Raw genomic sequence first — 23,261 nt, 5'->3', positions numbered from 1 at the left:
GCTTTTGAGCGGCGAGTTGCCGCTCAAGACTAACGTTTTTGAACTCAGACTCTACGCGAGATGAGGATGCGTATGACAAGCGAAAAAAACAGCGTGCCTGAGAATGTCGTTTTGCACCCTACGCAAGTTGCTCCCAGTGATCGAGAGCGTGTCGTGGCGCAGAAGCCTTTTACCATTTGGTTTACCGGATTGAGCGGTTCAGGCAAATCGACGCTGGCGTTCGCGATTGAAAAAATGCTGATCGAAAGTGGCAAGCCTGCCTTCGTGCTGGATGGCGATAATGTTCGTCACGGACTTTGCAGCGACTTGGGTTTCAGTGCTGAGGATCGCTCCGAAAATATTCGCCGTATCGCTGAAGTAGCGCGTTTGATGAATGACGCGGGTATCTCCGTGATGGTGGCATGTATTTCTCCGACCAGACTGAGCCGTGAAAAAGCCCGATCCATCATTGGCGACGAGCGTTTTCTCGAGGTCTATCTGAACACGCCACTCGATGTATGTGAGCGGCTGGATCCGAAGGGACTTTATCGCAAGGCCCGCGCTGGTCTGATCCCGGAGTTTACGGGGGTCAGCGCACCTTACGAGGTGCCTGAGTCTCCCGCATTGGTTTTCGATGCAAGCCAAATGTCAGTCTCGGCCTGCGTAGAGGACATCGTCTCCAAGGCCATCGGTCTTGGGCGATAGGGCTCCAATTGTGCTACTCGGGGCGGATCCTCCGCTCGTCGGAGACCAAGCTTTGTGTGCGGCTAGTCCCGGAATGACCGGCTAGTCTCAAAATCCTCGGAGGTCGATATTTTCCAGGCAAAACAGTTTTGCCGGTATCGGCCCGGTTCCGCAGGGGAGAGGCTATGGCAGGTCCATTTATCGAAGATGATGGCGCTGAGTTTTCATTCAACAACTGTGTGCGCTGCGGTCAGTCGGAGTATCAGTCGGGGTTTGGCGAGGATCCGGTCAGCATCGGCAAAATCAAATCTACAGCCCCGAAAGGGCCGAAATCGAAATTCCTGCCCAAGGTCACGGCAAGGACCAGAAAGTGATTTCATCCAGTACCCCGTCACTGAACGGGGTTTTTTATGGGCGCAAGAATGAGGGGGCGGGCATTGACATTAATGTCGGTTTTTTTTCACAAACTTTTCACGTTGGCCAACGTAGTGTGAAGCCATCCGTTAGAAAGCAAGTCTCCAGCCCGTCTCCCCAGCGGGCTTTTTTTTGCCCGGCATAAAACCTTTTCCCTGATCGCGGTCCAATCGACGCTGTCGCCGGCGTCTGGACTTTCCTGCGCCGAGCGCATTAAATCCCGCTCCTTCTCGTCATCCCGTTTATTTGAGGTTTTCGTCATGCGTTTAACACTGCCTGCTCTGGTTCTTGGCGTTCTGGTTGCTCAAGGTGCAATGGCTGCCGGTGACGGCACCGCAGCGCTGGGCGGTGGCCTGGGTGGCGCGCTGGGTAACGTGGTCGGTCAGAAAATGGGCGGCAGCACCGGTGCCGCCATTGGCGCTGGCGTTGCGGGTGCAGCGGGCAGTGCCGTCGCCGCACGCAAGGGCAGCCGTACCAAAGCGGCCATTGGCGGCGGTGTCGGTGCAGCCGGTGGTTCGGTGATCGGCAACAGCCTGGGCGGCCGCAACGGCGCCACCATCGGTGCAGGTCTGGGCGGCGCGGCCGGCGGTGCCGTCGGCAGCAACCTGGGCAAAGGTCACAAGCGCCACTGAGACTGATGGCCTGTGAGAAGAAGCCCGACTCGATGTCGGGCTTTTTCATGGCTGAACGTTTCGTGCGAAATCATCTCCAATCTGCATACGCCCCGCTTGGGCGGACTGTCCCGATTCGGGAACTGCGAGGTTCATATGCGATTGTCATTATCTGCACTGTTTTTTGGCTTGGTCGTGGCGCAGGGCGCGATGGCGGCCGGAGACGGCACCGCTGCCGTAGGCGGTGGTCTCGGCGGTGCGCTGGGTAATGTGGTTGGCGGACAACTCGGCGGCAGCACGGGCGCAGCGGTCGGCGCAGGTGTCGGCGGCGCCGCCGGCAGCGCCGTAGGCGCGAACAAACGCAACCGCACCGAAGCCGCGATTGGCGGCGGCCTTGGCGCGGCAGGCGGCTCGGTCGTCGGCAACAGCCTCGGCGGCTCCACCGGCTCTGCCATCGGCGCGGGCCTGGGCGGCGCAGCAGGCGGCGCGGTAGGTAACAATCTTGGCGACGACGACGGCGGATCTCATTCCGGTGGCCACAAGCACAAGAACAAACACAAAAATAAACATCGCTGATTGATCAACGAAAACCCGGTCTGGCGCCGGGTTTTTCGTGTCTGGCCGTCCGGCAGAGGAACGATTGGCGATAGGGCTTTTCGAAAGTGATACATCCCACACGCTCAAGAGGTGCGCCATGACTCCCGAAACCGAAGGCAAAGAAGAGAAGGGCCCGAGTGGATTACCCTTTATCAATGATCCGGGGAATGAAGATCCCGGGTCGCTGATGGATGATGCGACGGTGCCGTTGAATGATGCGGATGAGGCGGATATGGAGTATGAGGAGGACGGGGATGAGCAGTGATCAATATGAATTTGTTTCAACCAGTCTTCGCCCCACTGTTAGCCAAAGGGGCCTGTGCTTCAGGCCCTTGATAACGCCTGTTACCGACCAGCTAGCTTTCTGTTTAGTTTTCCTTCGATTTCACATAGCCATGCCTTTCCAGATATCCATTCGTTCCAGTAGCAGTAGTAACAGTTGAGCTCTTTCAGCAAATAAGCTCGCAACTCCGTTTCGCTGAGGTCCTTGCTAAGCAAGGTCTTTAGTTCGTGAGAGGTTTGGATCAGTATTTCGTTATTCGATGCGTCCAAAAACTCATCTATAACCTGGTCTGCCGTATCGTGTTCAACCGGCCAATCCTGGTGGAAGTAAGCACCAAAAAAATCTCGGATTTCAGGAAAGTCTTTATTCATAGCTCTGGAAATCCCGTTAACAAGAAGTAGCCCAATGAGGAAGAGGCATTTTTTTTCAAGACTAAAAGTAGGCTTGATGCTGGCTGGGATTGTGTCTGCCCATTGATCATACTCACGCCCACTGGCCGGCTAAAAGTGTGAGTAAAGCTCGTTTTTACTTTGTTACTTTCTAAAAACTCTTGCACTACTTGCGTATTGGCAGCTAAAGCTTCCGACGCGGCGGCCTCAGCCTCTGCACGATTCAAAAATGTAGACGCAGCCGGAATGTTGGGCTCTGCTGCTAATCGTTGCGCCAGTTGAGCGTCTGTACGCCCAACATGTCTGGCGATCAGATGTCCACCCTGAGCCTCATGCGTTGCTAGTCCTCCACCAGGGACAATTTCGCTAAACGGTCCATCGGCCCGTATTTCCCCAGGACACGGAGTGCAACTCAACCCCAACGGATCCACCCACCCCGTCGGATTCGGCACGTACTGGTACTGGTTCAACCCACCCGCGAGTTTCACCGGATCCGGCGTCAGATACCGCCCTAACCTAGGGTCGTAATACCGATGGCGGTTGTAATGCAGCCCACTTTCAACATCGAAATACTGCCCCTGAAAACGCAGCGGTTGGTCGAGGTAGTCTTCGCCGGCCAAGGTGACGGCGGCGACTTTGCCGTAGGCGTCGTATTGCGCGGACCAGACGATTTCGCCGCTGTAGTCGGTGAGTTCCTGTGGGGTGCCGAGGTGGTCGAGTTGGTAGTAGAACGGGCAGGCCTTTTTCGGGCCTTTGCCGTCGAGCATCGCGAGTGGGCGGAAGGTGCCGGGTTCGTAGAGGAAGCTGCGGTATTGCGTGGCGCTGCTTTCGGCGACGAGGTGCTCGCCTTGCCAGAAGAATTCGGTGACGGCGCCGTCGACGGTTTTGCGGATGCGCCGGCCGAAGGCGTCGTAGTGATAAGTGGCGGTCTGGCCGTCCGGGCGGGTCAGACCGATGAGGCGGTGCTGGCAGTCGTAGCGGTATTCGGTGACCAGGGTCTGGCCGTGGCCACGACGTTCGCGGATCAGGTTGCCGAAGGCGTCGTAGTCGTAATGGCGGTCGCCCTGCATCAACAGGCGATTGCCTTTGATCTGCGCGGGACCGGGGCGGTCCTGCATCAGCAGGTTGCCGGCCGGGTCATGGGCGAAGGATTCGGGCAGTTCGTCGCGCGAATGACGTACGCGGATCAACCGGTCGAGGGCGTCGTAGCCGTAGGTGCGCTGGCCGTGGCGGCTGTCGGCAATGTGCTCGAGATTGCCGTTGGCGCTGTAGGCATAATCGCGGCGGTACAGCGAGGCGTGGCGATGGCCTACAGCGTGGGCGAGCAAGCGGCCCTGATCGTCGTAGGAGTATTCGCTGAGCAGCAGACCCTGCTGGCGTTGCTGTTCGCGACCGGACTGATACACATGCCGGGTCAGCGGCGTGCCGTTGAGGTCGATGGCTGACAGCGCACCGCCCTTGGCGTAGTGATAGTCGAGCTTGCTGTTGTCCGGCAGGCGCATCCGCTTGAGCTGGCCGCAGGCGTCATAGGCGTAGCGCAAGGTGCCCCAGCCCTGATGCTCGTTGATCAGCCGGTCCTGACGGTCATACTCGAAGGCCAGCGGATGGTTCTGGCCGTCGTCAACGGCAACTAACCGGCCAAGGCGATCATAGTCATAACGTACCTTGATCCCATCGGGCAGGGTTTTGACCAGCAAACGCCCGGCCTTGTCGCGCTCGTAGCGGGTGACCAGACTTGGACCGAAATCACCAAACTCGGTCTTTTCCAGCAGATGCCCATTAAGGTCGTAGGCATAAGCCGTGCGCCGCCCATCAAACCCGGTTTCTTGTCGGATCAATCCGGTCGGCGTGTAATCCAGTCGGTACTTTTCGCCCGATTCGTTTTCAATCTCGGTCAGCAGCAACCGCGCATGGTCATAGCGATACTGCACGCGGGTGCCATCGGGGTTGATCCGCCGCGAGACCAGGTGCAGGTCATCGTCATATTCATAGCGGGTGATACGACCGAGCTCGTCGCGCTCAGCGGTGATCTGCCCGTAGGCGCCGTAGCTGTAGGCGCGCGTGCTGCCCGTAGGAGAAGTCGTCAGGATCAGTCGGCCGGCCGCGTCCCACTGCTGACGACTGACAACACCAAATTCGTCCTGAGTGGTAATCCGCCGTCCCAGCGCGTCGTAGGAAAAGCGGCGCACGCCGCCATCGGGCAGGGTTTCTTCGATGAGCTGGCCCAGCTCGTTCCACACCCAGCGATGGCGGCTGCTGTCCGGATAACGCAGCGACAGCAATTGCCCGCGCAGGTTGTAGTAGTAATGAGTGACCTGGCCGTCGGGATCGACCGCTTCGGTGACGGCGCCTTCAGCGTTGCGCCGGTAGATCCACACCGCATCACCACGGCAACGCTTGTAGAGAAAACCGTTGCGGTACTCGTAGGACGTTGGTGCATCGTCCGGCGGAATCAGCGCGATCAGCCGTCCGACTTCGTCGTAGCGGTATTCGGTGACCGCGCCCAACGCATCCTGCTCGGCGATCAAGCGCCCCTGCTGGTCATAGGCCTTGAGCTGTTCACCACCATCGGCCGCAACCTGGCGCACCAGCCGCGCGCGCTCGTCGTGGACGTAGACCTCTTCGGTGCCGTCGACGTAATGCACGGTCACGCTGGCGTCGTCATCGTTCCAGACGTAACGGGTGTTCATCTGCGAGAACGACGCCCAGTGGCGCACGCAGCGCGCCGCTTTGCCCTCGCGCTGCCACTCCCAGAAGAAGCTCGCGCCGCCGGTCAACTGGCGCTGGAGGATGACGTGATGGTCGTCGTAGTCGTAGCGCTCGCTGTCGCCGACCGCGTTGGTCGCGACCAGCAGCCGTTGCCGGACATCGAAGCTGTAGGTGGCGAGGTTCTGCTCGGTGGTCCACTCGCCCTGAACGAACACCTGATAATCGACCGCCACCAGTTGCGCGCGGTCATACCGCAACAGCAGCGCGCGCCCGGCGCCGTTGTCCAGACGCTGAATGCGGTCGGAGCGATCGCGTTGCAGGGTCAGACGATTACCGTAGACATCGCTGATTGCGGTCAGCCGGCCGGCGCGAAAGTGGTAAAACCGCGCACTGTCGCCGGCCAACGCCAGAATCAGTTCTTCCGGCTCATCACCGAGAAAGATCGCCGCCCGCGACAGGCTGTTGTGAATCGCCGGGCGCGCGACGCTGGGCAGGGGAAAGCGGGTGCGGCGGTTCTCGTGGTCGATCCAGATCACTCCATCGCCGTCGAAGGACAGCCGATGGGCCAGGGAATGGCTCCAGCCAAAACCCAAACCGATGTCGATCTCGACTGCGCTGCTGCGGTACAAGCGGGTGAACTCGAACGGCAGCACGCCATCGAGCACCGCGTCGGTCAGGGTCAGCAGTTCTTCGCCGGTGACCATCGACACCGGACAGCCGTTGGTACAGGTTTTGGGCACGCAATCGGCGGCATCGCCGTTGGGGTTCTTCGCCTGGTCAGGGGCGTCGTCGTGGGGCTCATGGCGCTCAAGGCGCGCCATGTTTTGAGATTTGTCCCGCGCGAGTGGCGCCGGATTCGGCACGCTCAGTACCACCGCGTCCGCCTGGCGAATGTTCAGTGGAATCGACGGTGTCGGCTTCAGCTCCACCTCGCGCGCATGAAACATCAGCGGCTTCAGCGTGCTCGCGTGCTGCTTGAGCTCCGGCGTCGAAGTCAGCTCAGCCAGACGCAAGGCTGAGGCGGCCAGCCATTCTCGCGCCCGAGGCGACTTGATCTTGGCCAGGACTTTGCTGCTCAAGCGCAGCGATACGCCGGCACCCCCGGCGACGCGCATCAACAGGAAACTGATGAGCAACTCGGTGCGAACTTCGGCCACCACCTCGGCGAGGTATTGCGGCGGCAGCATCTTCAGCCAACTGGTGAACGCGGCCAGATGAATGAACAGCAACGGCTCGTCGCTGAGCATCAACAAAGCGTTGGCAATCGCCTCGCTGGAAGCCGCCAGCAGCGCCTCAAGTTCGACTTCGCTCAGGTATTCCAGGAGCTTCGCGCTGTGCTCCTGCAGATCGGCAAGTAGGGCGAACAGTTGTTGAATGTCATCCCAGACGCCATTCAAAGCTTTTTCCAGGCCGCGCCAATCGGCCCGTTGCAACTGTCCGTAACGATCAAGAAAGCCGGCGCTGGAAAACTCCGTCCATTGCGGTTGGAAGCCTGTCCATTCGCTGCGCAGCCAGCCTTCAAGACCGGCAATCACGCCTTCATATGAGGCATACAGGGCGCGGACATGGTCGGTAGAAACATCGGGAAAGAAGGTGACGCGGTAGCGCTGGCTCCGCGCGCAATCGGTGACCTCGAGGATCCCGCTCGGGCCGATGGTGTGGCGCAGTGGTTCGCCGAAGGTCAGCACACCGTCGACGTCGCTCAGCAGTGGCTCCAGGGTCACCGGGGTGTCGCCGATCGGCACGAAGCGCGCGGTTTCGAACAAATGCACCAGGGTCAGCGGCCCGCTGGCCGGACACATGACCACCGATGAGCTGACAGGTGCGCGCGAGGTGATCGGCGCGCTCAGCTGAACGTCATTGCCAACCTTGAACACTTGCTCGATGTCCAGCGCGGTCCCGGTCCAGAACTGCTCGGCCCAGGCGTCGTAGTTGTTCAGGCACAGGCGGAACTCATCGATCAGCGCTTCAAAATCTGGCTGCTTCGGATTCAGGGCGACCACCACCAGCAGTCCGATGCTGTTGTTCAGGGCCAGGAGCTGATCGGGTTGAAACATTCGCAGTCGCTCGCGCATGTGAAGAAACGGGAGCGCGGACTTTGCGGGGGATCAAAAAGGAAAGAAGTCGGGGAAGTAGGCAGTGTCTGTAGGAGTTTTCGCTAAATGCGAAAAGGCGTCGATGGCATTGCCCGTTGCTCAATGTCCATCGGCCTCGCTATGCTGCTGAACCCATTAATCAGATCCGCGTTGCGGCACGCTGCCTGTCGCCCGGGATGTCTTTGTTAACGGATCCGATGATGAATGCACCGCTGAAGACGTTCGGCCCGATCAAGGCCGTGATTTTCGATATGGACGGTTTGCTGCTCGATACCGAGGGCATTTACACCGAGGTCACCTCGCTGATTGCCGGGCGCTACGGGAAAACCTTCGACTGGAGCGTCAAACAAAACATCATTGGTCGCGGTGCCAATGACCTGGCCAATTACGTGGTGCAGGCGCTGGAACTACCGATCACTCCGGAAGAATTCCTGCAGATTCGCGAGCCGCTGATGCGCGAGCGTTTTCCCAAGGCGCAGGCAATGCCGGGGGCCGAAGCGCTGGTGCGTCACCTCAAGGCGCACAACATCCCGATCGCAGTCGGCACCAGTTCGTCGCGCCAGTCGTTCGGGCAGAAAACCACCTTGCACCGTGAGTGGTTTGCGCTGTTCGATTTCATCGTCACGGCGGACGATCCGGAAGTCGGCGCGGCCAAACCGGCGCCGGATATTTTCCTCACCGCCGCCCGGCGTTTGGGCGTTGCGCCCAAGGATTGTCTGGTGTTCGAGGATTCGCCGTTTGGCGTCACCGCAGCGAAAGCGGCAGGCATGACCGCAATCGCCATCCCCGACGCAGCAATGGCAGACGAGAAATATGCCCACGCTGACGGCATTATCCGCTCGCTGAAAGATTTCACGCCCAGCGTATTTGGCCTGCCGATGCTGGAACTGGCTTGACCGCTTAAACACAAACGCCGTCCTTCTATAAAGAAGAGCGGCGTTTTTTCTTGCCGGTCTGTCAGGCGCCGAAACCACCGTCGATGGTCAGGCTGGCACCGGTGATGTAGCCGGCTTCCGGCCCGGCCAGGTAGGCGACGAAGCTGGCGATTTCATCGGCGGTGCCGTAACGACCGACGGCCATCAGCGGGATCAGGCTGTCGGCGAATTCGCCGTGGGCCGGGTTCATGTCGGTGTCGACCGGGCCAGGTTGCACGTTGTTGATGGTGATGCCGCGAGGGCCGAGATCGCGGGCAAGGCCTTTGGTCAGGCCGACCAGTGCCGATTTGCTCATCGCGTACACGCCGCCACCGCCGAAGGGCATGCGGTCGGCGTTGGTGCTGCCGATGTTGATGATCCGCGAGCCTTCGCCCATGTGTTTCGCCGCTTCCTGCGAAGCAATGAACACGCTGCGCACGTTGATGGCCAAAGTCTGATCGAAATCTTCGAGTTTGAAATCTTCCAGCGGCGCGATGGCCAGCACGCCGGCGTTGTTGACCAGAATGTCCAGCCGGCCAAACGCTTCAACGGTGGCGCTGACGGCGTGGCGAATCGCGCCGGCATCGGCGCTGTCAGCTTTGATCGCCAGGGCTTTGCCGCCGTTGCCAGTGATGCTGTTCTGCAGTTCTTCGGCTTTGGCGGCGGAGCTGACGTAGGTGAAAGCGACGGCGGCGCCTTCAGCGGCCAGGCGTTTGACGATGGCTGCGCCGATGCCGCGCGAACCGCCTTGAATCAGAGCGACCTTGCCGCTGAGGTGTTGAGTGGTCATGTTCGATCTCCAAGTGTGCAAGGCGGAATGCCTTGGTGTTGGTGCCGAGTATCGGCGTGGCATCGACAACCGGGTAGACCATGATTGCTATAGTCTGTGTAAACCAGAAGTTTATAGTGCCGATCATGGAAACGTTCAGCAGTATCGAATGCTTTGTGCGCAGTGCCGAAGTCGGCAGCTTTGCCGAAGCGGCGCGACGCTTGAGCCTGACCCCGGCGGCGGTCGGCAAGAGCGTGGCGAAACTGGAGGCGCGGCTTGGCGTGCGGCTGTTCCAGCGTAGTACACGCAGCCTGACCCTGACCGAAGCGGGGCAGCTGTTTTTGAGTGAAGTCAGCGCCAGCCTGACCACCATCCAGAATGCCGTGGCCAATCTGGCCAGTGCCGGTGGGCAACCGGCCGGCACGCTGAAAGTCAGCATGGGCACGGTGTTCGGCCGTCTGTATATCGTGCCGCTGCTCGGTGAGTTCCTGCGGCGCTATCCAGCGATCAACCCGGACTGGCATTTCGATAACCGCCAGGTCGACCTGATCGGGCAGGGCTTCGACGCGGCGATTGGTGGCGGCTTTGAACTGCCACAAGGCGTGGTTGCGCGCAGGCTGACACCGGCGCATCGGGTGTTGGTGGCATCTGAGGACTATCTGCAAAAACATGCGCCGATCAGCCATCCCGATGACCTCAGGCAACACGACGGCATTCTGATTCGCTCACCGCAGACCGGGCGCGTGCGTTCCTGGCAACTGACTCACCGCGATCAGCAACACAGTCCGCTAACGTTGCGGGCGAGGATGACCATGAGTGATTCCGAGGCGGCGTGCGCGACGGCGATGCAAGGTTTGGGCATTGCGCTGGTGAGCATGCCGTTTGCGGTCCCGTATCTTCAAACAGGGACGTTACAGCGAGTGCTGCCGGACTGGTTTGTCGATGACGGCAACATTTCGATCTATTACGCCGAGCACAAATTGTTGCCGGGCAAGACCCGGGCGTTTGTGGATTTCGTGATTGAACAGTTTGCTGAGCAGGGACTGGGGCGGCGGTTTAGTGCCATCTAAGTAAGGCTTGGGACCGAGTCGTTTGCATTCGCGAGCAGGCTCGCTCCCACAGGGGTACGCATTCCAAATGTCGGAGTGAGCCTGCTCGCGATGCACGATAACTCGGTCTATCGAGCAAAGCGCTGCGCCCAGCCAATAATGTTCTTCGGCCGTGGCGTCGCATAAGTCCGCACCTTCGACGTCGACAACTTCAAGCGCACCAGCGATTCGGCAATCGTCACCGCCGCCGTCACGCCATCCACCACCGGCACGCCGGTGCGCCGGCGAATCTGCTCGTCCAACCCGGCCATACCGCCGCAGCCCAGGCAAATCACCTCGGCCTTGTCCTGGGTCACCGCCAGTTCGGCCTGCTGCACGATCGCTTCCAGTGCGCGCTGCGGTTCGTGTTCCAGCTCCAGAACCGCCAGACCACTGGCGCGCACCGAGGCACAGCGATCCCACAGACCGGATAGTTTCAGCCGATCCTCGATCAGCGGCACGGTGCGATCCAGCGTGGTCACCACCGAGTAGGCATGGCCGAGAAACATCGCGGTGCTGGCCGCCGCATCAGTGATATCTACCACTGGCACGTTGAGCAATTCCTGCAAGCCTTCGCGGCCGTGCTCACCGTAGCCGGCCTGAATCACCGCATCGAATGGTTGGTCGTAGGCCATCACCCGGTCCATGACGGCGATGGCGGCCAGGTAACTTTCGAAATTGCCTTCAATCGATTCGGCGCCGAAGTACGGGGTCAGGCCGACGATTTCGGTACCGGGCGAAGCGACGGCCTGCGCCGAGCGGGCGATGGCCTCGGTGATGGATTCGGTGGTGTTGACGTTGACCACGAGAATACGCATGGAAAATCCTTATTGCGGGCAGTGGTGCGGCCCGAAAACCGGGCCGCGAAGGGATCAGTGGCTGACGTTATCCACAGCGATGCATTCGCCGCTGACTTCGGCGTAATGCGTCTGGCGTTTGGCGATGATCAGGTAAAGCATGCCGGCGATACCGGCACCGATCAGCCAGGAGAACGGCGAGACGCTGTGGAAACCAGGTACCAGGGCCAGGACGATGGCGATCAGCGCTGCAGGAATAAACGCCGCCACCGCGCGGAAATTGATGCCACGGCTGTAGTAATAAGCGCCGTTGGGGTCTTCGCTGTAGAGCTGCGGCACATTGATCCGGCTTTTGCGGATCAGCCAGTAGTCGACCATGATCACCCCGTACAGCGGGCCGAGCAGGGCGCCGAGGCCCGACAGGAAATACACGATCACCAGCGGGCTGTTGTAGAGATTCCACGGCAGGATCAGCACGGCAATGGTCGCGCTGATCAACCCGGCGCGGCGGAAGGTCAGGTACTTTGGCGCCAGGTTGCTGAGGACGAACGCCGGGGCGACGAAGTTGGCCATGATGTTCACCGCGACGGTGACGATCAGAAAAGCCAGGCAGCCGAGTACCAGGAAGAACGTGTTGGGGATCGAGGCGATGATTTCGGTCGGGCTTTCGATGATTCGCCCGTTGATCTGGAACTGCGCGCCACACAGCAACACGGTAATCGCGGCGAATACCAGAATGTTCACCGGCAAACCCCAGAAATTTCCCACCTTGATGGTTTTGCGGCACGGCGAAGAACGGGCGAAATCGCAGAAGTTGAGGATCAGCGTGCCGTAGATCGCCAGCCACAACGCGCCGCCGGCGAAGATGTTGCGCCACATCTCGCCACCGGTCAGCGGCTCGCGGATCGACCAGGCAATGGTCGCGTTAGCCTGGAAGTACATCCACCCGGCGAGCGCGGCTACGGTCAGCAGAATCACCGGCCCGGCAAATGCCTCGTAACGGCGCACCATCTCCATGCCGTAGGCAAGGATCGCCAGTTGCACCAGCCAGATGGCAACGAAGCACACCCAGCCCAGAGTCGACAGGCCGAGAATCGAGTTGTGATCGTATTCAGCGAAGCCCGGATGCACGGCAGTCAGCAAGACGCGGAATACCACTGAGGCGAGATACGTCTGAATACCGAACCAGGCGATGGCGATAACCGCCCTGATCAATGCAGGAATTTGCGCACCGTGAATGCCGAAACTGATCCGGCTGATCACCGGAAACGGCACCCCGGTTTTCTGCCCCATGTACCCGGACAGGTTCATGAAGAAGTACACCAGCGCCGCGCCGATCCCCAGCGACAACAGAATCTGCCAGCCGCCCAGGCCCAACGCATACAGGCCGATGGCGAACGAGTAGTTGGCGATGTTGTGCACATCATTCGTCCACAGGGCGAAGATGCTGTACTGGCCCCAGCGCCGGCCTTCGGCTTTGGTCGGCGCCAGATCGCTGTTGTGCAGACGCGGGCTCAGTTGCAGCGGCTCGCTCAGTCCGTCATCGGGCAACGGTTGATCGAGCGTGGCAGAGGGCAGATTCAGCGCGATGTTATTCGAAAGACTTGTACGCATTCCGGCAGGCTCCTGACGTTCGCCACCGCGATGACTGTGCATGAGCGCTCAGGCTCGACAAATCTTCGTCGCGGCGGTGAAAACATCACTGGTTACGGGGCATCTGCAGCCTGTACGGGATAGGGCGCTTCAGGCTTGCGGATCGAAAGTGTGCATGTTTTGCAGTTTTGTATACAAAACATGTATGCGATAAAGCCAGATTTGTGCCAGTTGCCAATCTATAAGCGGCGGGGCTCATTTCGAATAGTTATCAATGCCGCATAAGTGGCTGAAAAACAGGCGATATAAATTGATCGATTGGACAGGAATTTTTTTCAGGGGAGGGAGTTTGCAGAGGGGCAAGCAGATGGGGATTCTGCTGGAGTGTGTAACTTTTCAGGGCGTCAGAACTGAAAGTGCACACATAAATGGCACCGATGGTGACAACCTTGTGTACACCTTTTGTGTGCCTGGCACATATCAATGTGGGAGCGAGCCTGCTCGCGAATGCGGTGGATCAGGCAACTGAAACGTTGACTGGAACTGCGCTTTCGCGAGCAGGCTCGCTCCCACAGGGGAACTCATTTCAGCAAATGATCAAACCTTACTCTTGCTGATGATATTCCCCGCGTGCAAGCCGCATTCTTTCTGCGTGGCTTCTTCCCACCACCAGCGGCCTTCACGCTCGTGCTGGTTCGGCAGCACCGGGCGGGTGCAGGGTTCGCAGCCGATGCTGATGAAGCCGCGCTCGTGCAGGCTGTTGTACGGCAGTTCGAGCATGCGGATGTAACCCCAGATCTCCTCGCTGGTCATCTGCGCCAACGGGTTGAACTTGTACAGGGTGCGTTCCGGTGTCGAGAACGCCGTGTCGATTTCCAGCACCGCCACAGCGCTGCGGGTGCCCGGGCTCTGATCGCGGCGCTGGCCGGTGGCCCAGGCTTTGACGTCGGACAGCTTGCGCCGCAGCGGCTCGATCTTGCGGATGCCGCAGCATTCGCCGTGGCCGTCCTTGTAGAAACTGAACAGGCCTTTTTCCTTCACGAACGGTTCGAGTTTCGTGTAGTCCGGCGAGACGATTTCAATATCGATCTTGTAATGCTCGCGCACCTGCTCGATGAAGCGGTAGGTCTCCGGATGCAGGCGGCCGGTGTCGAGGCTGAAGACTTTGACGTTCTTGTTCAGCTTCCACGCCATGTCCACCAACACCACGTCCTCGGCGCCGCTGAAAGATATCCACAAGTCATCGCCGAACTCGGCGAAGGCGAGCTTGAGGATGTCCTGAGCGGATTTGTTGGCATAGGTCGTGGCGAGTTCCACGACGTCGAACGTTGGGCTCATCAGGGCGGCTTCCTACAGGTCAATGGCGCTCGGGCGCTCTATAGGGGGCCGATGGTAACAAAAAGCTGCCGCGGCCGGGGCGTCCTCTGCGTTGCGCGCCTCGGGTGCAAACGCTAGAGTTCGGCCTCGCTCGACTCAATAATCACTACAAACGGGAGTGTCTTGTGGAAATTGCTTGCCTGGATCTTGAAGGGGTACTGGTACCGGAAATCTGGATCGCCTTCGCCGAAAAAACCGGAATCGACTCCCTCAAGGCCACCACTCGGGACATTCCCGATTACGACGTACTGATGAAGCAGCGTCTGCGCATCCTCGATGAGCACGGCCTCAAGCTCTCGGACATTCAGGAAGTGATCGCCACGCTGAAACCGCTGGATGGCGCGGTGGAGTTCGTCAACTGGCTGCGCGAGCGCTTTCAGGTGGTGATTCTCTCGGACACTTTTTATGAATTCTCGCAGCCGCTGATGCGCCAGCTGGGCTTCCCGACCTTGCTCTGCCATCGCTTGATCACTGACGAAAGCGGTCGGGTGACGGGCTATCAGCTGCGCCAGAAAGATCCCAAGCGCCAGTCGGTGCTGGCGTTCAAGAGCCTGTATTACCGGGTGATCGCGGCGGGCGATTCGTACAACGACACGACCATGCTCGGCGAGGCGGATGCGGGGATTCTGTTCCATGCGCCGGACAACGTGATTCGCGAGTTTCCGCAGTTTCCGGCGGTGCATACGTTTGAAGAGCTCAAGCAGGAGTTCCTCAGAGCCTCTAATAGAGAGTTGAGTTTGTAGTCGTCTGGAAGGACGTCTTCGCGAGCAGGCTCGCTCCCACACGATGATCGTTCCCACGCTCTGCGTGGGAATGCCTCAACGGACGCTCCGCGTTCGGCTTTGGATGGGACGCGGAGCGTCCCGGGCTGCATTCCCACGCAGGAGCGTGGGAACGATCGGTGTGGGAGGCTGCTCGAGATGCTTCAGAGGTTCTGCAGGGTATCGAGCAGGATCCGCACTTTGGTCATCGACTCCTGATACTCCGCCTGCCAGTCCGAATCGGCGACGATCCCGCCGCCGCCCCAGCAGCACACCTGACCATCCTTGACCAGCAGACTGCGAATGGCGATGGAGCTGTCCATCTCGCCGCGCACGTCCAGATACAGCAACGAGCCGCAATACAGACCGCGCCGGGTCGGCTCCAGCTCGTCGATGATCTGCATCGCCCGAATCTTCGGTGCGCCGGTGATCGAACCGCCGGGGAAACTGCCAGCGATCAGGTCGAGCGCATCACGATCAGCCGCCAGTTCACCGGTCACGCTGCTGACCAGGTGATGCACATTCGGATAGCTTTCCAGACTGAACAACTCCGGCACCCGCACCGAGCCGATGCGGCAGGTGCGCCCGAGATCGTTGCGCAGCAGGTCGACGATCATCAGGTTTTCCGCGCGATCCTTGGGGCTGGCCAGCAGTTCGGCGGCGTTGGCGGCGTCCTCGGCTGGGGTGACGCCACGGGGGCGGGTGCCCTTGATCGGACGGGTTTCGACTTGGCGCTGGCTGACTCTGACGAAACGTTCCGGTGACAGGCTCAGCACTGCGCCGCCCTCGGGCAGGCTCTGGAACCCGGAGAACGGCGTCGGGCAGGCCTGGCGCAATGCGCAGTAAGCCAGCCACGGATCGCCCTGGCATTGCGCGCGGAAGCGTTGCGCGAAGTTGACCTGATAGCAGTCGCCGGCCTGGATGTAGTCCTGAATGCGTTCGAAGGCCTGACGGTAATCGTCAGCCGAGAGATCAGCGGCCATCGGGGCGTTCAGTTTGAAGGGCGCCAGCGCGTCAACTTGAGGCTGAGTGAACAGCGCGACCAATCGCTGCCGTTCACTGTCGACAAGCGATGGATGAAAGACCAATTGGCTGGTTTGCCCTTGGTGATCGCTGATCAGCGCCCAGTCGTACAGGCCAAAACGCGCATCGGGCAATTGCAGGTCATCCAGCGCCTGACTTGGCAGGTTTTCCAGATGCCGGCCGAAGTCGTAGCTCAGATAACCGATCAGTCCGCCGGCGAACGGCAATTCGTACCCGGCGGGCAACTGCGCTTCGCCCAAGCGGCTGAGGTGGTCACGCAGGCGCTGCAGAAAGTGCGCACCGCTTTCCTCCGGCAACACCGCCAGTTGTTCCAGCGGCCAGGCGCTGAGCAAGTCATAACGGCCGCGTTCGGCGCTCGGCCGGCCGCTGTCGAGCAGCACGGCGCCGGGGGCATTGCGAATGGCCGCGAAGTAGTCGGCGGGATTGGCGCGGTAGGGCAGTGGGTGTACGGAGCAGGTCAGCATGGGCGGGGCAGATCGGCCGTTGAGGCGGGGTGGGGATTGTAGTCCTCTGCGGGAATTGCTCCTAGAGGGGATGTCGGCGATTGGCAGATGGGCGGCAGGCTTGAGGCTCGTGTTGGTAGCAAGTCCGCTTTCGCGAGCATGCTCGCTCCCACAGGGGATTGCATTCCAATGTGGGAGCGAGCCTGCTCGCGAAGGCCGCGACTCGATTCTGGATCAGCCCTCGACCGCAGGAATATGCCCAAACATTTCCTGGGTAAACGCCACCCGTTCTTCAACCGATTCCTTTACGCCCCGCGCCTTCAGCTCTTCCAGCCGCGCTTCCACCGCGTGGGTACGCAAGGTCAGGCCGCAATCGTTGGCGATCTGGATGTTCAGCCCCGGCCGCGCATTCAGTTCGAGAATCAACGGACCCTTTTCCTGATCGAGCACCATGTCCACGCCGATATAACCCAGCCCGCACAGCTCATAGCAGCCGGCGGCGAGTTTCATGAAACCGTCCCAGTAGGGCAGTTGCACGCCGTCCACCGCGTTGGTGGTGTCGGGGTGTTTGGTGATGATGTTGTTCAGCCAGGTGCCGCGCAGAGTCAAACCGGTCGCCAGATCGACGCCAACGCCGATGGCGCCCTGGTGCAGGTTGGCCTTGCCGCCGGATTGACGGGTCGGCAGACGCAACATCGCCATCACCGGGTAACCCATCAGCACGATGATGCGGATGTCCGGCACGCCTTCGTAGCTGATGCTTTTGAAGATCTGGTCCGGGGTCACGCGGTATTCGATCAGTGCGCGGTCGCGGTGGCCGCCCAGCGAGTACAGGCCGGTGAGGATGCTGGAGATGTGATGCTCCAGCTCTTCGTGGGCGAGGATCTTGCCCGACACCGTGCGATAACGGCCTTCGAAGCGGTCGGCGATGACGATGATGCCATCGCCACCCGCGCCCTGCGCCGGTTTGATCACGAAGTCGCTGCGCCCGCCGATGATCTCGTCGAGCTTGTCGATTTCCTTCTCCGTGGAGATCACCCCGTACAGCTCCGGCACGTGAATGCCGGCGGCGATGGCGCGTTCCTTGGTGAGGATCTTGTCATCGACGATCGGGTACAGGCTGCGCTTGTTGTACTTGAGCACGTAGTCCGCGTTGCGGCGGTTGATGCCCATGATGCCGCGCGCCTCGAGGGCCTTCCAGGTCTTCCAGAAACCGAACATCAGGCGTCAGCCTTCTTCAGGAAGGCCTTGAAACGCACCAGTTCGGTCAGGCGGTAGCCGCGATAGCGCCCCATCGCCAGCATGAAACCGACCAGAATCAGCAGGATCGCCGGGAAGGTAAACACGAAGTACACCAGCTCCGGCACGGTCATGATCAGGTGCGCCAGGGAGGCGGCGAACAGCGTGCCGATCGCGACTTTCAGCGCGTGGTTGGCGCCGCGTTCTTCCCAGGTGATCGACAGACGTTCGATGGTCATGGTCAGAATCACCATCGGGAACAGCGCCACCGACAAGCCACGCTCAAGGCCAAGCTTGTGGCTGAACAGACTGATCGCCGCAATCAACACCACGACGAAGGTCAGCACCACCGACAGGCGCGGCAGCATTTGCAGTTTCAAATGTTCGAGATACGAGCGCAGCGACAGGCCCAGCGCGGTGATGACAGTGAACAGCAGAATGCCGAAGCCCAGCTGCGTTTCGCGGAAGGCGAGGGCGATCAGCACCGGGGTGAATGTGCCCAGGGTCTGCAGGCCGATCAGGTTGCGCAGGATCAGGATTACCAGCACCCCGATCGGGATCATCACCATGATCATGAAGGTCTGCTGGGTCTGTAGCGGCAAGCCGTACAGCGAGTAATCGAGGAAATTGGCGTCAGTGTTTTCGTCGGTCAGCTTGGCCAGACGAATCGCGTTCATCTCGCTGTTGTTCAGGCTGAAGGTCACGTTGGCTTTCTTGCCGCCGTCGACGGTGATCAGGTTTTCGTCACCGGTCCACCACAGCAGGCGGTCGGTTGGCAGACCTTGCTCACCGGTTTCCGGGTTGAAGTACAGCCAGTCGTTGCCGTTGAAGCTGCGCAGCCACAGTTCGGGAGTCTGAGGCTGATCGGCGACGAGGCGGATGGTGTGGACTTTTTCTACCGGAACGTGGGCGATCGACAGCAGCAGTTCGACGATCTTGGCTTTGTGCGAAGTCGACGGATCGCCGGCCAGCAGCAACTTGACGTTGTCGTCGTTGACGTTGTTGACGCGCTTGATCGCCTCGCCAATAAAGGTTTCGACGTCGGCCGAGTGTTGGCGAATCGGCGCGAGCAGGGCTTCGGCGGCGATCTTTTCCGGGCCTTCGATGACCATGCTGTCACGGAAGGTCGGGCCTTTGACCTTGGATTTTTCCGCGGTGTAGCGCTTGGTCAGCACCAGACGGTAATACAGCGTCTGGTTGCCCTTGGCGCGACGGGCCGACCAGGTCACCTTGCGGTTGCCGTCGATGCGGTTGACCGCTACGCCGTAGTTATTGGAGATGAAGCTTTCGTTGAGGCTCACGTAATCGCGGCTCAGCGGCGGCACGAACATCTGGATCTTCACCGGATCTTTGGTGCTGGCGACGAACTCGACCTTGGCGTCGATGTTCCACAGGTCGTCGGTGGCGTCTTCGGTCACCGGGATGCCGAGCACGAAAATCTGATAGGCCGTAACCGAAACGCCCAGCAGCACCAGCACGGCGATCAGGATTTTCAGGTGGAAGGTTAGAGAACGCATGGAAATTACTCGGCGGTATGAGCGGCGATGGTGCAGGCAGGTTTGCCGGCAGCGTATTTAAGACTGGGGTCGACCAGCGCGTCGAAGCGTTTCAGCGCCTCGGAGCCGATCAAAAGCGGGTATTGGAACGCACTTCGGTCGGTGAGGTTCACTTCGATGCTGCGCATTGCCGAACCCATGCAGATATCCAGCTCGATCACCGGACGGGCGGTGTACTGCTTGCCTTCTTCCGGATCGTAGTCGCCGGCGCGGCGCTTGATCTTGCTGACCCGCGCCAGCGGTCGTTCGATGGGGTGCGAATGCGCGGTGTCGATGGCAAGGTAGAAACGTACCCAGGATTCACCGTTGCGTTTGAAACGTTTGATGTCGCGGGCGCTCAGCGAGGCGGTTTTCGCCCCGGTGTCGAGTTTGGCCGCGACTTCGAGATTGATGCCGTCAAGCGAAGCGTATTCGTTGAGGCCATACACGGTTTTTTCCCCCGCGGCGGCGAGGCCGGGCAGGCAAAACAGAGCAAAAAAGGTGGGGAAAGGCTTGAGTCTCATAAATCCTGGTGCGCAGCGTTCCGTTATCGGTTCAGGTGCCCGCGCAACCGTGCGCAAGCCCCCGCGTGTGCCTGGCAGCTTTTTATGGCAAGCCGTACAAAGACCCGCAAATGCGGGCGGCATTCTAGCACGGTGGTTTTATGGCGCCAGCGCTTGCGCCGCTCCATGGGCGTTGAGCAATTATCCTTGTGGCAGCCCCTGTGGGAGCGAGCTTGCTCGCGAAGGCGGCGTGCCATTCGAAGCCACGTTGACTGACATTCCGCTTTCGCGAGCAAGCTCGCTCCCACACTGGTTGAGTGCCCGGTAGATTGCGGTTATTAGACGATTGTCGACAATACCTATTTATCCTTTGACTGATCCGGTCTTATTGGCTAGTTTTTGCCGCATTGGATTTGAAGGTGTCGACAATCATGCTGGATCAACTCGATCCCCCGGTCATCAATGGCGACGATTCCGAGACGCTGTCGGAAAACGTCTTCCGGCGCATTCAGGCGGCTATCGTCAAAGGCGAGATCGCCCCGGGCAGCAAGATCTCCGAGCCGGAACTGGCGCGTACTTATGGCATCAGTCGGGGTCCGCTGCGTGAGGCGATCCATCGTCTGGAAGGCCAGCGCTTGCTGGTGCGCGTGCCGCATGTCGGTGCGCGGGTGGTCTCGCTCAGCCATGCCGAATTGATCGAACTCTACGAAATCCGTGAATCCCTCGAAGGCATGGCCTGCCGCCTCGCCGCCGAGCGCATGAGCGTCGCGGAAATCGACGAACTGCGCCGGGTCCTGGAAACCCACGAGCGCGATGCGGCGTTTCAGGCCGGCGTCGGTTACTACCAGCAGGAAGGCGATTTCGACTTTCATTACCGGATCATCCAGGGCAGCGGCAATCGCACGCTGACGCAGATGCTCTGCGGCGAGCTGTATCAACTGGTGCGCATGTACCGCATCCAGTTTTCCACCACGCCGAACCGCCCGCACCAGGCCTTCGCCGAACACCACCGCATTCTCGATGCCATCGCCGACCGTGACGGCGAGCTCGCGGAATTGTTGATGCGCCGCCACATCGGCGCCTCGAAACGCAACATCGCCCGTCACTACGAGGACGGCGCCCACAACCAGACAGCCACTGAACGAGGTGATGCATGACTTCTAACCTGAACACGCCGGGCCAGCGCTTCCGCGATGCGGTCGCCAGCGAGCATCCTTTGCAAGTGGTCGGCGCGATCAACGCCAACCACGCGCTGCTGGCCAAGCGCGCCGGTTTCAAGGCGATCTACCTGTCCGGCGGCGGCGTGGCCGCAGGCTCGCTTGGCGTGCCGGATCTGGGCATCACCGGGCTGGATGATGTGCTGACCGACGTGCGCCGTATCACCGACGTTTGCGACCTGCCGCTGCTGGTGGATGTCGACACCGGTTTTGGCTCGTCGGCCTTCAACGTGGCGCGCACGGTCAAGTCGATGATCAAGTTCGGCGCGGCGGCGATTCACATCGAGGACCAAGTCGGCGCCAAGCGCTGCGGCCATCGCCCCAATAAAGAAATCGTCAGCCAGCAGGAAATGGTCGATCGCATCAAAGCCGCCGTCGATGCCCGTACCGATGACAGCTTCGTGATCATGGCGCGTACCGACGCACTGGCGGTGGAAGGCCTGGAATCGGCACTTGATCGCGCGGCAGCGTGCATCGAGGCCGGCGCCGACATGATTTTCCCTGAGGCGATCACAGAGCTGGACATGTACAAGCTGTTCGCCGGCCGTGTGAAGGCGCCGATCCTGGCCAACATCACCGAGTTCGGCGCAACGCCGCTGTACACCACCGAACAACTGGCCGGCGCCGACGTCTCGCTGGTGCTGTATCCGCTGTCGGCGTTCCGTGCGATGAACAAGGCAGCGGAAAACGTCTACACGGCGATCCGCCGCGATGGCACGCAACAGAATGTCATCGACACCATGCAGACTCGCATGGAGCTCTACGATCGTATCGATTACCACACGTTCGAGCAGAAGCTCGATGCGTTGTTTGCACAGAAGAAAGGCTGAACAAAACCCTGTGGGAGCGAGCCTGCTCGCGAAGACGGACTGACATCCAACATTGATGTCGACTGATCCAGCGCTTTCGCGAGCAGGCTCGCTCCCACAAGTTTCCCCATACAAATTCAAGAAGATTGGAGAACACAATGGCCGAAGCAAAAGTACTCAGTGGCGCCGGGCTCCGTGGCCAGGTTGCCGGGCAAACCGCATTGTCCACCGTGGGCCAGGCCGGTGCCGGGCTGACCTATCGCGGCTACGACGTGCGTGAACTGGCCGCCGATGCGCAATTTGAAGAAGTCGCCTATCTGCTGCTGTACGGCGAACTGCCGACCAAAGCGCAACTGGCCGACTATCAAAGCAAACTGAGCAAGCTGCGCGATCTGCCGCAAGCGCTGAAAGAAGTGCTCGAACGCATCCCGGCTGATGCACATCCGATGGACGTCATGCGCACCGGTTGCTCATTCCTCGGCAACATCGAACCGGAGAAAGACTTCTCCGAACAGCGCGACAAGACCGACCGTCTGCTCGCCGCGTTCCCGGCGATCATGTGCTACTGGTATCGCTTCAGCCACGACGGCAAGCGCATCGACTGCGTCAGCGACGAGCCGACCATCGGTGGCCACTTCCTGCACTTGCTGCACGGCAAGAAACCGAGCGAACTCCACGTCAAAGTCATGAACGTGTCGCTGATCCTTTACGCCGAGCACGAATTCAATGCCTCGACCTTTACCGCGCGCGTATGCGCTTCGACCTTGTCGGATCTGTACTCGTGCGTGACGGCGGCGATCGGTTCGCTGCGTGGTCCATTGCACGGCGGCGCCAACGAAGCGGCGATGGAAATGATCGAGCGCTTCTCGTCGCCGGAAGAGGCGATCAAAGGCACCCTCGGCATGCTCGAGCGCAAGGACAAGATCATGGGCTTCGGCCACGCGATCTATAAGGACAGCGACCCGCGCAACGAGGTGATCAAGGGCTGGGCGAAAAAACTCGCGGACGAGGTCGGCGACAAGGTGTTGTTCCCCGTCTCCGAAGCCATCGACAAGACCATGTGGGAGCAGAAGAAATTGTTCCCGAATGCCGACTTCTACCATGCATCGGCGTACCACTTCATGGGCATCCCGACCAAGCTGTTCACGCCGATCTTCGTTTGCTCGCGCCTGACCGGCTGGGCCGCGCACGTGTTCGAACAACGCGCCAACAACCGCATCATCCGCCCGAGCGCCGAGTACACCGGCGTCGAACAGCGCAAGTTCGTGCCAATCGAACGTCGCTGAAATGGTGGGCTGACCCGAGTACACCGCAGACCCCCTGTAGGAGCTGCCGAAGGCTGCGATCTTTTGATCTTGCTTCTGGAAAATCAAAGTCAAAAGATCGCAGCCTTCGGCAGCTCCTACAGGG

The 23,261-nt window shown here is 60.1% G+C and carries 21 protein-coding genes; 11 read left to right on the top strand and 10 right to left on the bottom strand.

Features of this window, described 5'->3' with window-relative positions; genetic code table 11:
- Positions 1-72 precede the first annotated feature (72 nt).
- The 5 genes from cysC (at position 73) to AB4N47_RS14530 (ending at position 2,550) form a co-directional block, all read left to right on the top strand.
- Positions 73-684 (top strand): adenylyl-sulfate kinase, encoded by a 612-nt coding sequence (cysC, locus tag AB4N47_RS14550; protein ID WP_341639483.1) that lies wholly within the window; start codon positions 73-75, stop codon positions 682-684.
- Between the two features lie 164 nt (positions 685-848).
- Positions 849-1,037: a hypothetical protein gene (locus AB4N47_RS14545; RefSeq protein ID WP_341639484.1), complete on the top strand. Its 189-nt coding sequence runs from the start codon at positions 849-851 to the stop codon at positions 1,035-1,037.
- A gap of 300 nt (positions 1,038-1,337) precedes the next feature.
- Positions 1,338-1,709 carry a bacteriocin gene (locus AB4N47_RS14540; RefSeq protein WP_341639485.1) on the top strand — a complete coding sequence of 124 codons (372 nt, stop codon included), beginning with the start codon at positions 1,338-1,340 and terminating at the stop codon, positions 1,707-1,709.
- 135 nt (positions 1,710-1,844) lie between these two features.
- Positions 1,845-2,264: a YMGG-like glycine zipper-containing protein gene (locus AB4N47_RS14535; RefSeq protein ID WP_024012287.1), complete on the top strand. Its 420-nt coding sequence runs from the start codon at positions 1,845-1,847 to the stop codon at positions 2,262-2,264.
- A 118-nt stretch (positions 2,265-2,382) separates the two neighbouring features.
- On the top strand, positions 2,383-2,550 hold the full coding sequence (locus tag AB4N47_RS14530; protein WP_016773805.1) for a hypothetical protein: 168 nt from the start codon (positions 2,383-2,385) through the stop codon (positions 2,548-2,550).
- A gap of 80 nt (positions 2,551-2,630) precedes the next feature.
- Here the strand turns inward: AB4N47_RS14530 and AB4N47_RS14525 are convergent, their stop codons facing one another.
- Both AB4N47_RS14525 and AB4N47_RS14520 read right to left on the bottom strand, forming a co-directional pair.
- Positions 2,631-2,939: a contact-dependent growth inhibition system immunity protein gene (locus AB4N47_RS14525; RefSeq protein ID WP_341639486.1), complete on the bottom strand. Its 309-nt coding sequence runs from the start codon at positions 2,937-2,939 to the stop codon at positions 2,631-2,633.
- The gene (locus tag AB4N47_RS14520) at positions 2,936-7,723 is read right to left on the bottom strand and encodes an RHS repeat-associated core domain-containing protein (RefSeq protein ID WP_460154262.1); all 4,788 of its coding nucleotides are present in this window, start codon (positions 7,721-7,723) and stop codon (positions 2,936-2,938) included. Before AB4N47_RS14520 ends, AB4N47_RS14525 begins: the two co-directional genes overlap by 4 nt.
- Positions 7,724-7,962: 239 nt before the next feature.
- Here AB4N47_RS14520 and AB4N47_RS14515 point away from each other — a divergent pair, with 239 nt between their 5' ends.
- A complete protein-coding gene (locus tag AB4N47_RS14515; protein ID WP_038861408.1) occupies positions 7,963-8,658 on the top strand; it encodes an HAD-IA family hydrolase in 696 nt (231 codons plus the stop codon).
- Positions 8,659-8,719: 61 nt separating this feature from the next.
- On the opposite strand, the gene AB4N47_RS14510 is transcribed toward AB4N47_RS14515, so the two are convergent.
- Complete coding sequence (locus AB4N47_RS14510; protein WP_016773811.1) at positions 8,720-9,466, bottom strand: 3-oxoacyl-ACP reductase family protein; 747 nt, start codon at positions 9,464-9,466, stop codon at positions 8,720-8,722.
- 125 nt (positions 9,467-9,591) lie between these two features.
- Between AB4N47_RS14510 and AB4N47_RS14505 the strand changes: the two genes are divergently transcribed.
- Complete coding sequence (locus AB4N47_RS14505; protein ID WP_341638011.1) at positions 9,592-10,515, top strand: LysR family transcriptional regulator; 924 nt, start codon at positions 9,592-9,594, stop codon at positions 10,513-10,515.
- 107 nt (positions 10,516-10,622) lie between these two features.
- On the opposite strand, the gene AB4N47_RS14500 is transcribed toward AB4N47_RS14505, so the two are convergent.
- From AB4N47_RS14500 to AB4N47_RS14490, 3 genes are all read right to left on the bottom strand, one after another.
- Complete coding sequence (locus AB4N47_RS14500) at positions 10,623-11,351, bottom strand: aspartate/glutamate racemase family protein (protein WP_285406628.1); 729 nt, start codon at positions 11,349-11,351, stop codon at positions 10,623-10,625.
- A gap of 54 nt (positions 11,352-11,405) precedes the next feature.
- Positions 11,406-12,944: an NCS1 family nucleobase:cation symporter-1 gene (locus AB4N47_RS14495; RefSeq protein WP_341638010.1), complete on the bottom strand. Its 1,539-nt coding sequence runs from the start codon at positions 12,942-12,944 to the stop codon at positions 11,406-11,408.
- 576 nt (positions 12,945-13,520) lie between these two features.
- Positions 13,521-14,261: a phosphoadenylyl-sulfate reductase gene (locus tag AB4N47_RS14490; protein ID WP_041479156.1), complete on the bottom strand. Its 741-nt coding sequence runs from the start codon at positions 14,259-14,261 to the stop codon at positions 13,521-13,523.
- A gap of 164 nt (positions 14,262-14,425) precedes the next feature.
- Here AB4N47_RS14490 and thrH point away from each other — a divergent pair, with 164 nt between their 5' ends.
- On the top strand, positions 14,426-15,043 hold the full coding sequence (gene thrH, locus AB4N47_RS14485; RefSeq protein ID WP_341638009.1) for a bifunctional phosphoserine phosphatase/homoserine phosphotransferase ThrH: 618 nt from the start codon (positions 14,426-14,428) through the stop codon (positions 15,041-15,043).
- Positions 15,044-15,225: 182 nt separating this feature from the next.
- Here thrH and pabB read toward each other — a convergent pair whose 3' ends face one another.
- The 4 genes from pabB to rloA form a co-directional block, all read right to left on the bottom strand.
- Positions 15,226-16,569 (bottom strand): aminodeoxychorismate synthase component I, encoded by a 1,344-nt coding sequence (pabB, locus tag AB4N47_RS14480; RefSeq protein ID WP_341638008.1) that lies wholly within the window; start codon positions 16,567-16,569, stop codon positions 15,226-15,228.
- Positions 16,570-16,782: 213 nt separating this feature from the next.
- Positions 16,783-17,769 carry an alpha-L-glutamate ligase-like protein gene (locus AB4N47_RS14475; RefSeq protein WP_016773817.1) on the bottom strand — a complete coding sequence of 329 codons (987 nt, stop codon included), beginning with the start codon at positions 17,767-17,769 and terminating at the stop codon, positions 16,783-16,785.
- On the bottom strand, positions 17,769-19,304 hold the full coding sequence (rloB, locus tag AB4N47_RS14470) for an osmotic stress tolerance membrane protein RloB (protein ID WP_016773818.1): 1,536 nt from the start codon (positions 19,302-19,304) through the stop codon (positions 17,769-17,771). Before rloB ends, AB4N47_RS14475 begins: the two co-directional genes overlap by 1 nt.
- A gap of 5 nt (positions 19,305-19,309) precedes the next feature.
- On the bottom strand, positions 19,310-19,846 hold the full coding sequence (rloA, locus tag AB4N47_RS14465) for a retropepsin-like aspartic peptidase RloA (RefSeq protein WP_016773819.1): 537 nt from the start codon (positions 19,844-19,846) through the stop codon (positions 19,310-19,312).
- Between the two features lie 413 nt (positions 19,847-20,259).
- Between rloA and AB4N47_RS14460 the strand changes: the two genes are divergently transcribed.
- The 3 genes from AB4N47_RS14460 (at position 20,260) to prpC (ending at position 23,137) form a co-directional block, all read left to right on the top strand.
- Positions 20,260-20,982 carry a GntR family transcriptional regulator gene (locus AB4N47_RS14460; RefSeq protein WP_178084508.1) on the top strand — a complete coding sequence of 241 codons (723 nt, stop codon included), beginning with the start codon at positions 20,260-20,262 and terminating at the stop codon, positions 20,980-20,982.
- On the top strand, positions 20,979-21,872 hold the full coding sequence (prpB, locus tag AB4N47_RS14455) for a methylisocitrate lyase (protein WP_341638007.1): 894 nt from the start codon (positions 20,979-20,981) through the stop codon (positions 21,870-21,872). The genes AB4N47_RS14460 and prpB overlap by 4 nt, the downstream gene beginning before the upstream one ends.
- Before the next feature lie 137 nt (positions 21,873-22,009).
- Positions 22,010-23,137 (top strand): bifunctional 2-methylcitrate synthase/citrate synthase, encoded by a 1,128-nt coding sequence (prpC, locus tag AB4N47_RS14450; protein ID WP_217851015.1) that lies wholly within the window; start codon positions 22,010-22,012, stop codon positions 23,135-23,137.
- Positions 23,138-23,261: the final 124 nt, after the last annotated feature.

The organism is Pseudomonas sp. S3_G06, assembly GCF_054667565.1.
The sequence above is the reverse complement of the archived record's forward strand: the minus strand, read 5'-3'. Positions and strand labels throughout refer to the sequence as shown.

Excerpts from the sequence above, each read along its gene's own strand:
- AB4N47_RS14510 (WP_016773811.1), bottom strand. The coding sequence starts at position 9,466 with ATGACCACTCAACACCTCAGCGGCAAGGTCGCTCTGATTCAAGGCGGT.
- rloA (WP_016773819.1), bottom strand. The coding sequence starts at position 19,846 with ATGAGACTCAAGCCTTTCCCCACCTTTTTTGCTCTGTTTTGCCTGCCC.
- prpC (WP_217851015.1), top strand. The coding sequence starts at position 22,010 with ATGGCCGAAGCAAAAGTACTCAGTGGCGCCGGGCTCCGTGGCCAGGTT.
- AB4N47_RS14515 (WP_038861408.1), top strand. The coding sequence starts at position 7,963 with ATGAATGCACCGCTGAAGACGTTCGGCCCGATCAAGGCCGTGATTTTC.
- rloB (WP_016773818.1), bottom strand. The coding sequence starts at position 19,304 with ATGCGTTCTCTAACCTTCCACCTGAAAATCCTGATCGCCGTGCTGGTG.
- AB4N47_RS14490 (WP_041479156.1), bottom strand. The coding sequence starts at position 14,261 with ATGAGCCCAACGTTCGACGTCGTGGAACTCGCCACGACCTATGCCAAC.
- AB4N47_RS14540 (WP_341639485.1), top strand. The coding sequence starts at position 1,338 with ATGCGTTTAACACTGCCTGCTCTGGTTCTTGGCGTTCTGGTTGCTCAA.
- AB4N47_RS14500 (WP_285406628.1), bottom strand. The coding sequence starts at position 11,351 with ATGCGTATTCTCGTGGTCAACGTCAACACCACCGAATCCATCACCGAG.
- AB4N47_RS14520 (WP_460154262.1), bottom strand. The coding sequence starts at position 7,723 with ATGTTTCAACCCGATCAGCTCCTGGCCCTGAACAACAGCATCGGACTG.
- AB4N47_RS14475 (WP_016773817.1), bottom strand. The coding sequence starts at position 17,769 with ATGTTCGGTTTCTGGAAGACCTGGAAGGCCCTCGAGGCGCGCGGCATC.
- AB4N47_RS14545 (WP_341639484.1), top strand. The coding sequence starts at position 849 with ATGGCAGGTCCATTTATCGAAGATGATGGCGCTGAGTTTTCATTCAAC.
- AB4N47_RS14505 (WP_341638011.1), top strand. The coding sequence starts at position 9,592 with ATGGAAACGTTCAGCAGTATCGAATGCTTTGTGCGCAGTGCCGAAGTC.
- AB4N47_RS14525 (WP_341639486.1), bottom strand. The coding sequence starts at position 2,939 with ATGAATAAAGACTTTCCTGAAATCCGAGATTTTTTTGGTGCTTACTTC.
- AB4N47_RS14495 (WP_341638010.1), bottom strand. The coding sequence starts at position 12,944 with ATGCGTACAAGTCTTTCGAATAACATCGCGCTGAATCTGCCCTCTGCC.
- cysC (WP_341639483.1), top strand. The coding sequence starts at position 73 with ATGACAAGCGAAAAAAACAGCGTGCCTGAGAATGTCGTTTTGCACCCT.
- AB4N47_RS14530 (WP_016773805.1), top strand. The coding sequence starts at position 2,383 with ATGACTCCCGAAACCGAAGGCAAAGAAGAGAAGGGCCCGAGTGGATTA.
- prpB (WP_341638007.1), top strand. The coding sequence starts at position 20,979 with ATGACTTCTAACCTGAACACGCCGGGCCAGCGCTTCCGCGATGCGGTC.
- AB4N47_RS14535 (WP_024012287.1), top strand. The coding sequence starts at position 1,845 with ATGCGATTGTCATTATCTGCACTGTTTTTTGGCTTGGTCGTGGCGCAG.
- pabB (WP_341638008.1), bottom strand. The coding sequence starts at position 16,569 with ATGCTGACCTGCTCCGTACACCCACTGCCCTACCGCGCCAATCCCGCC.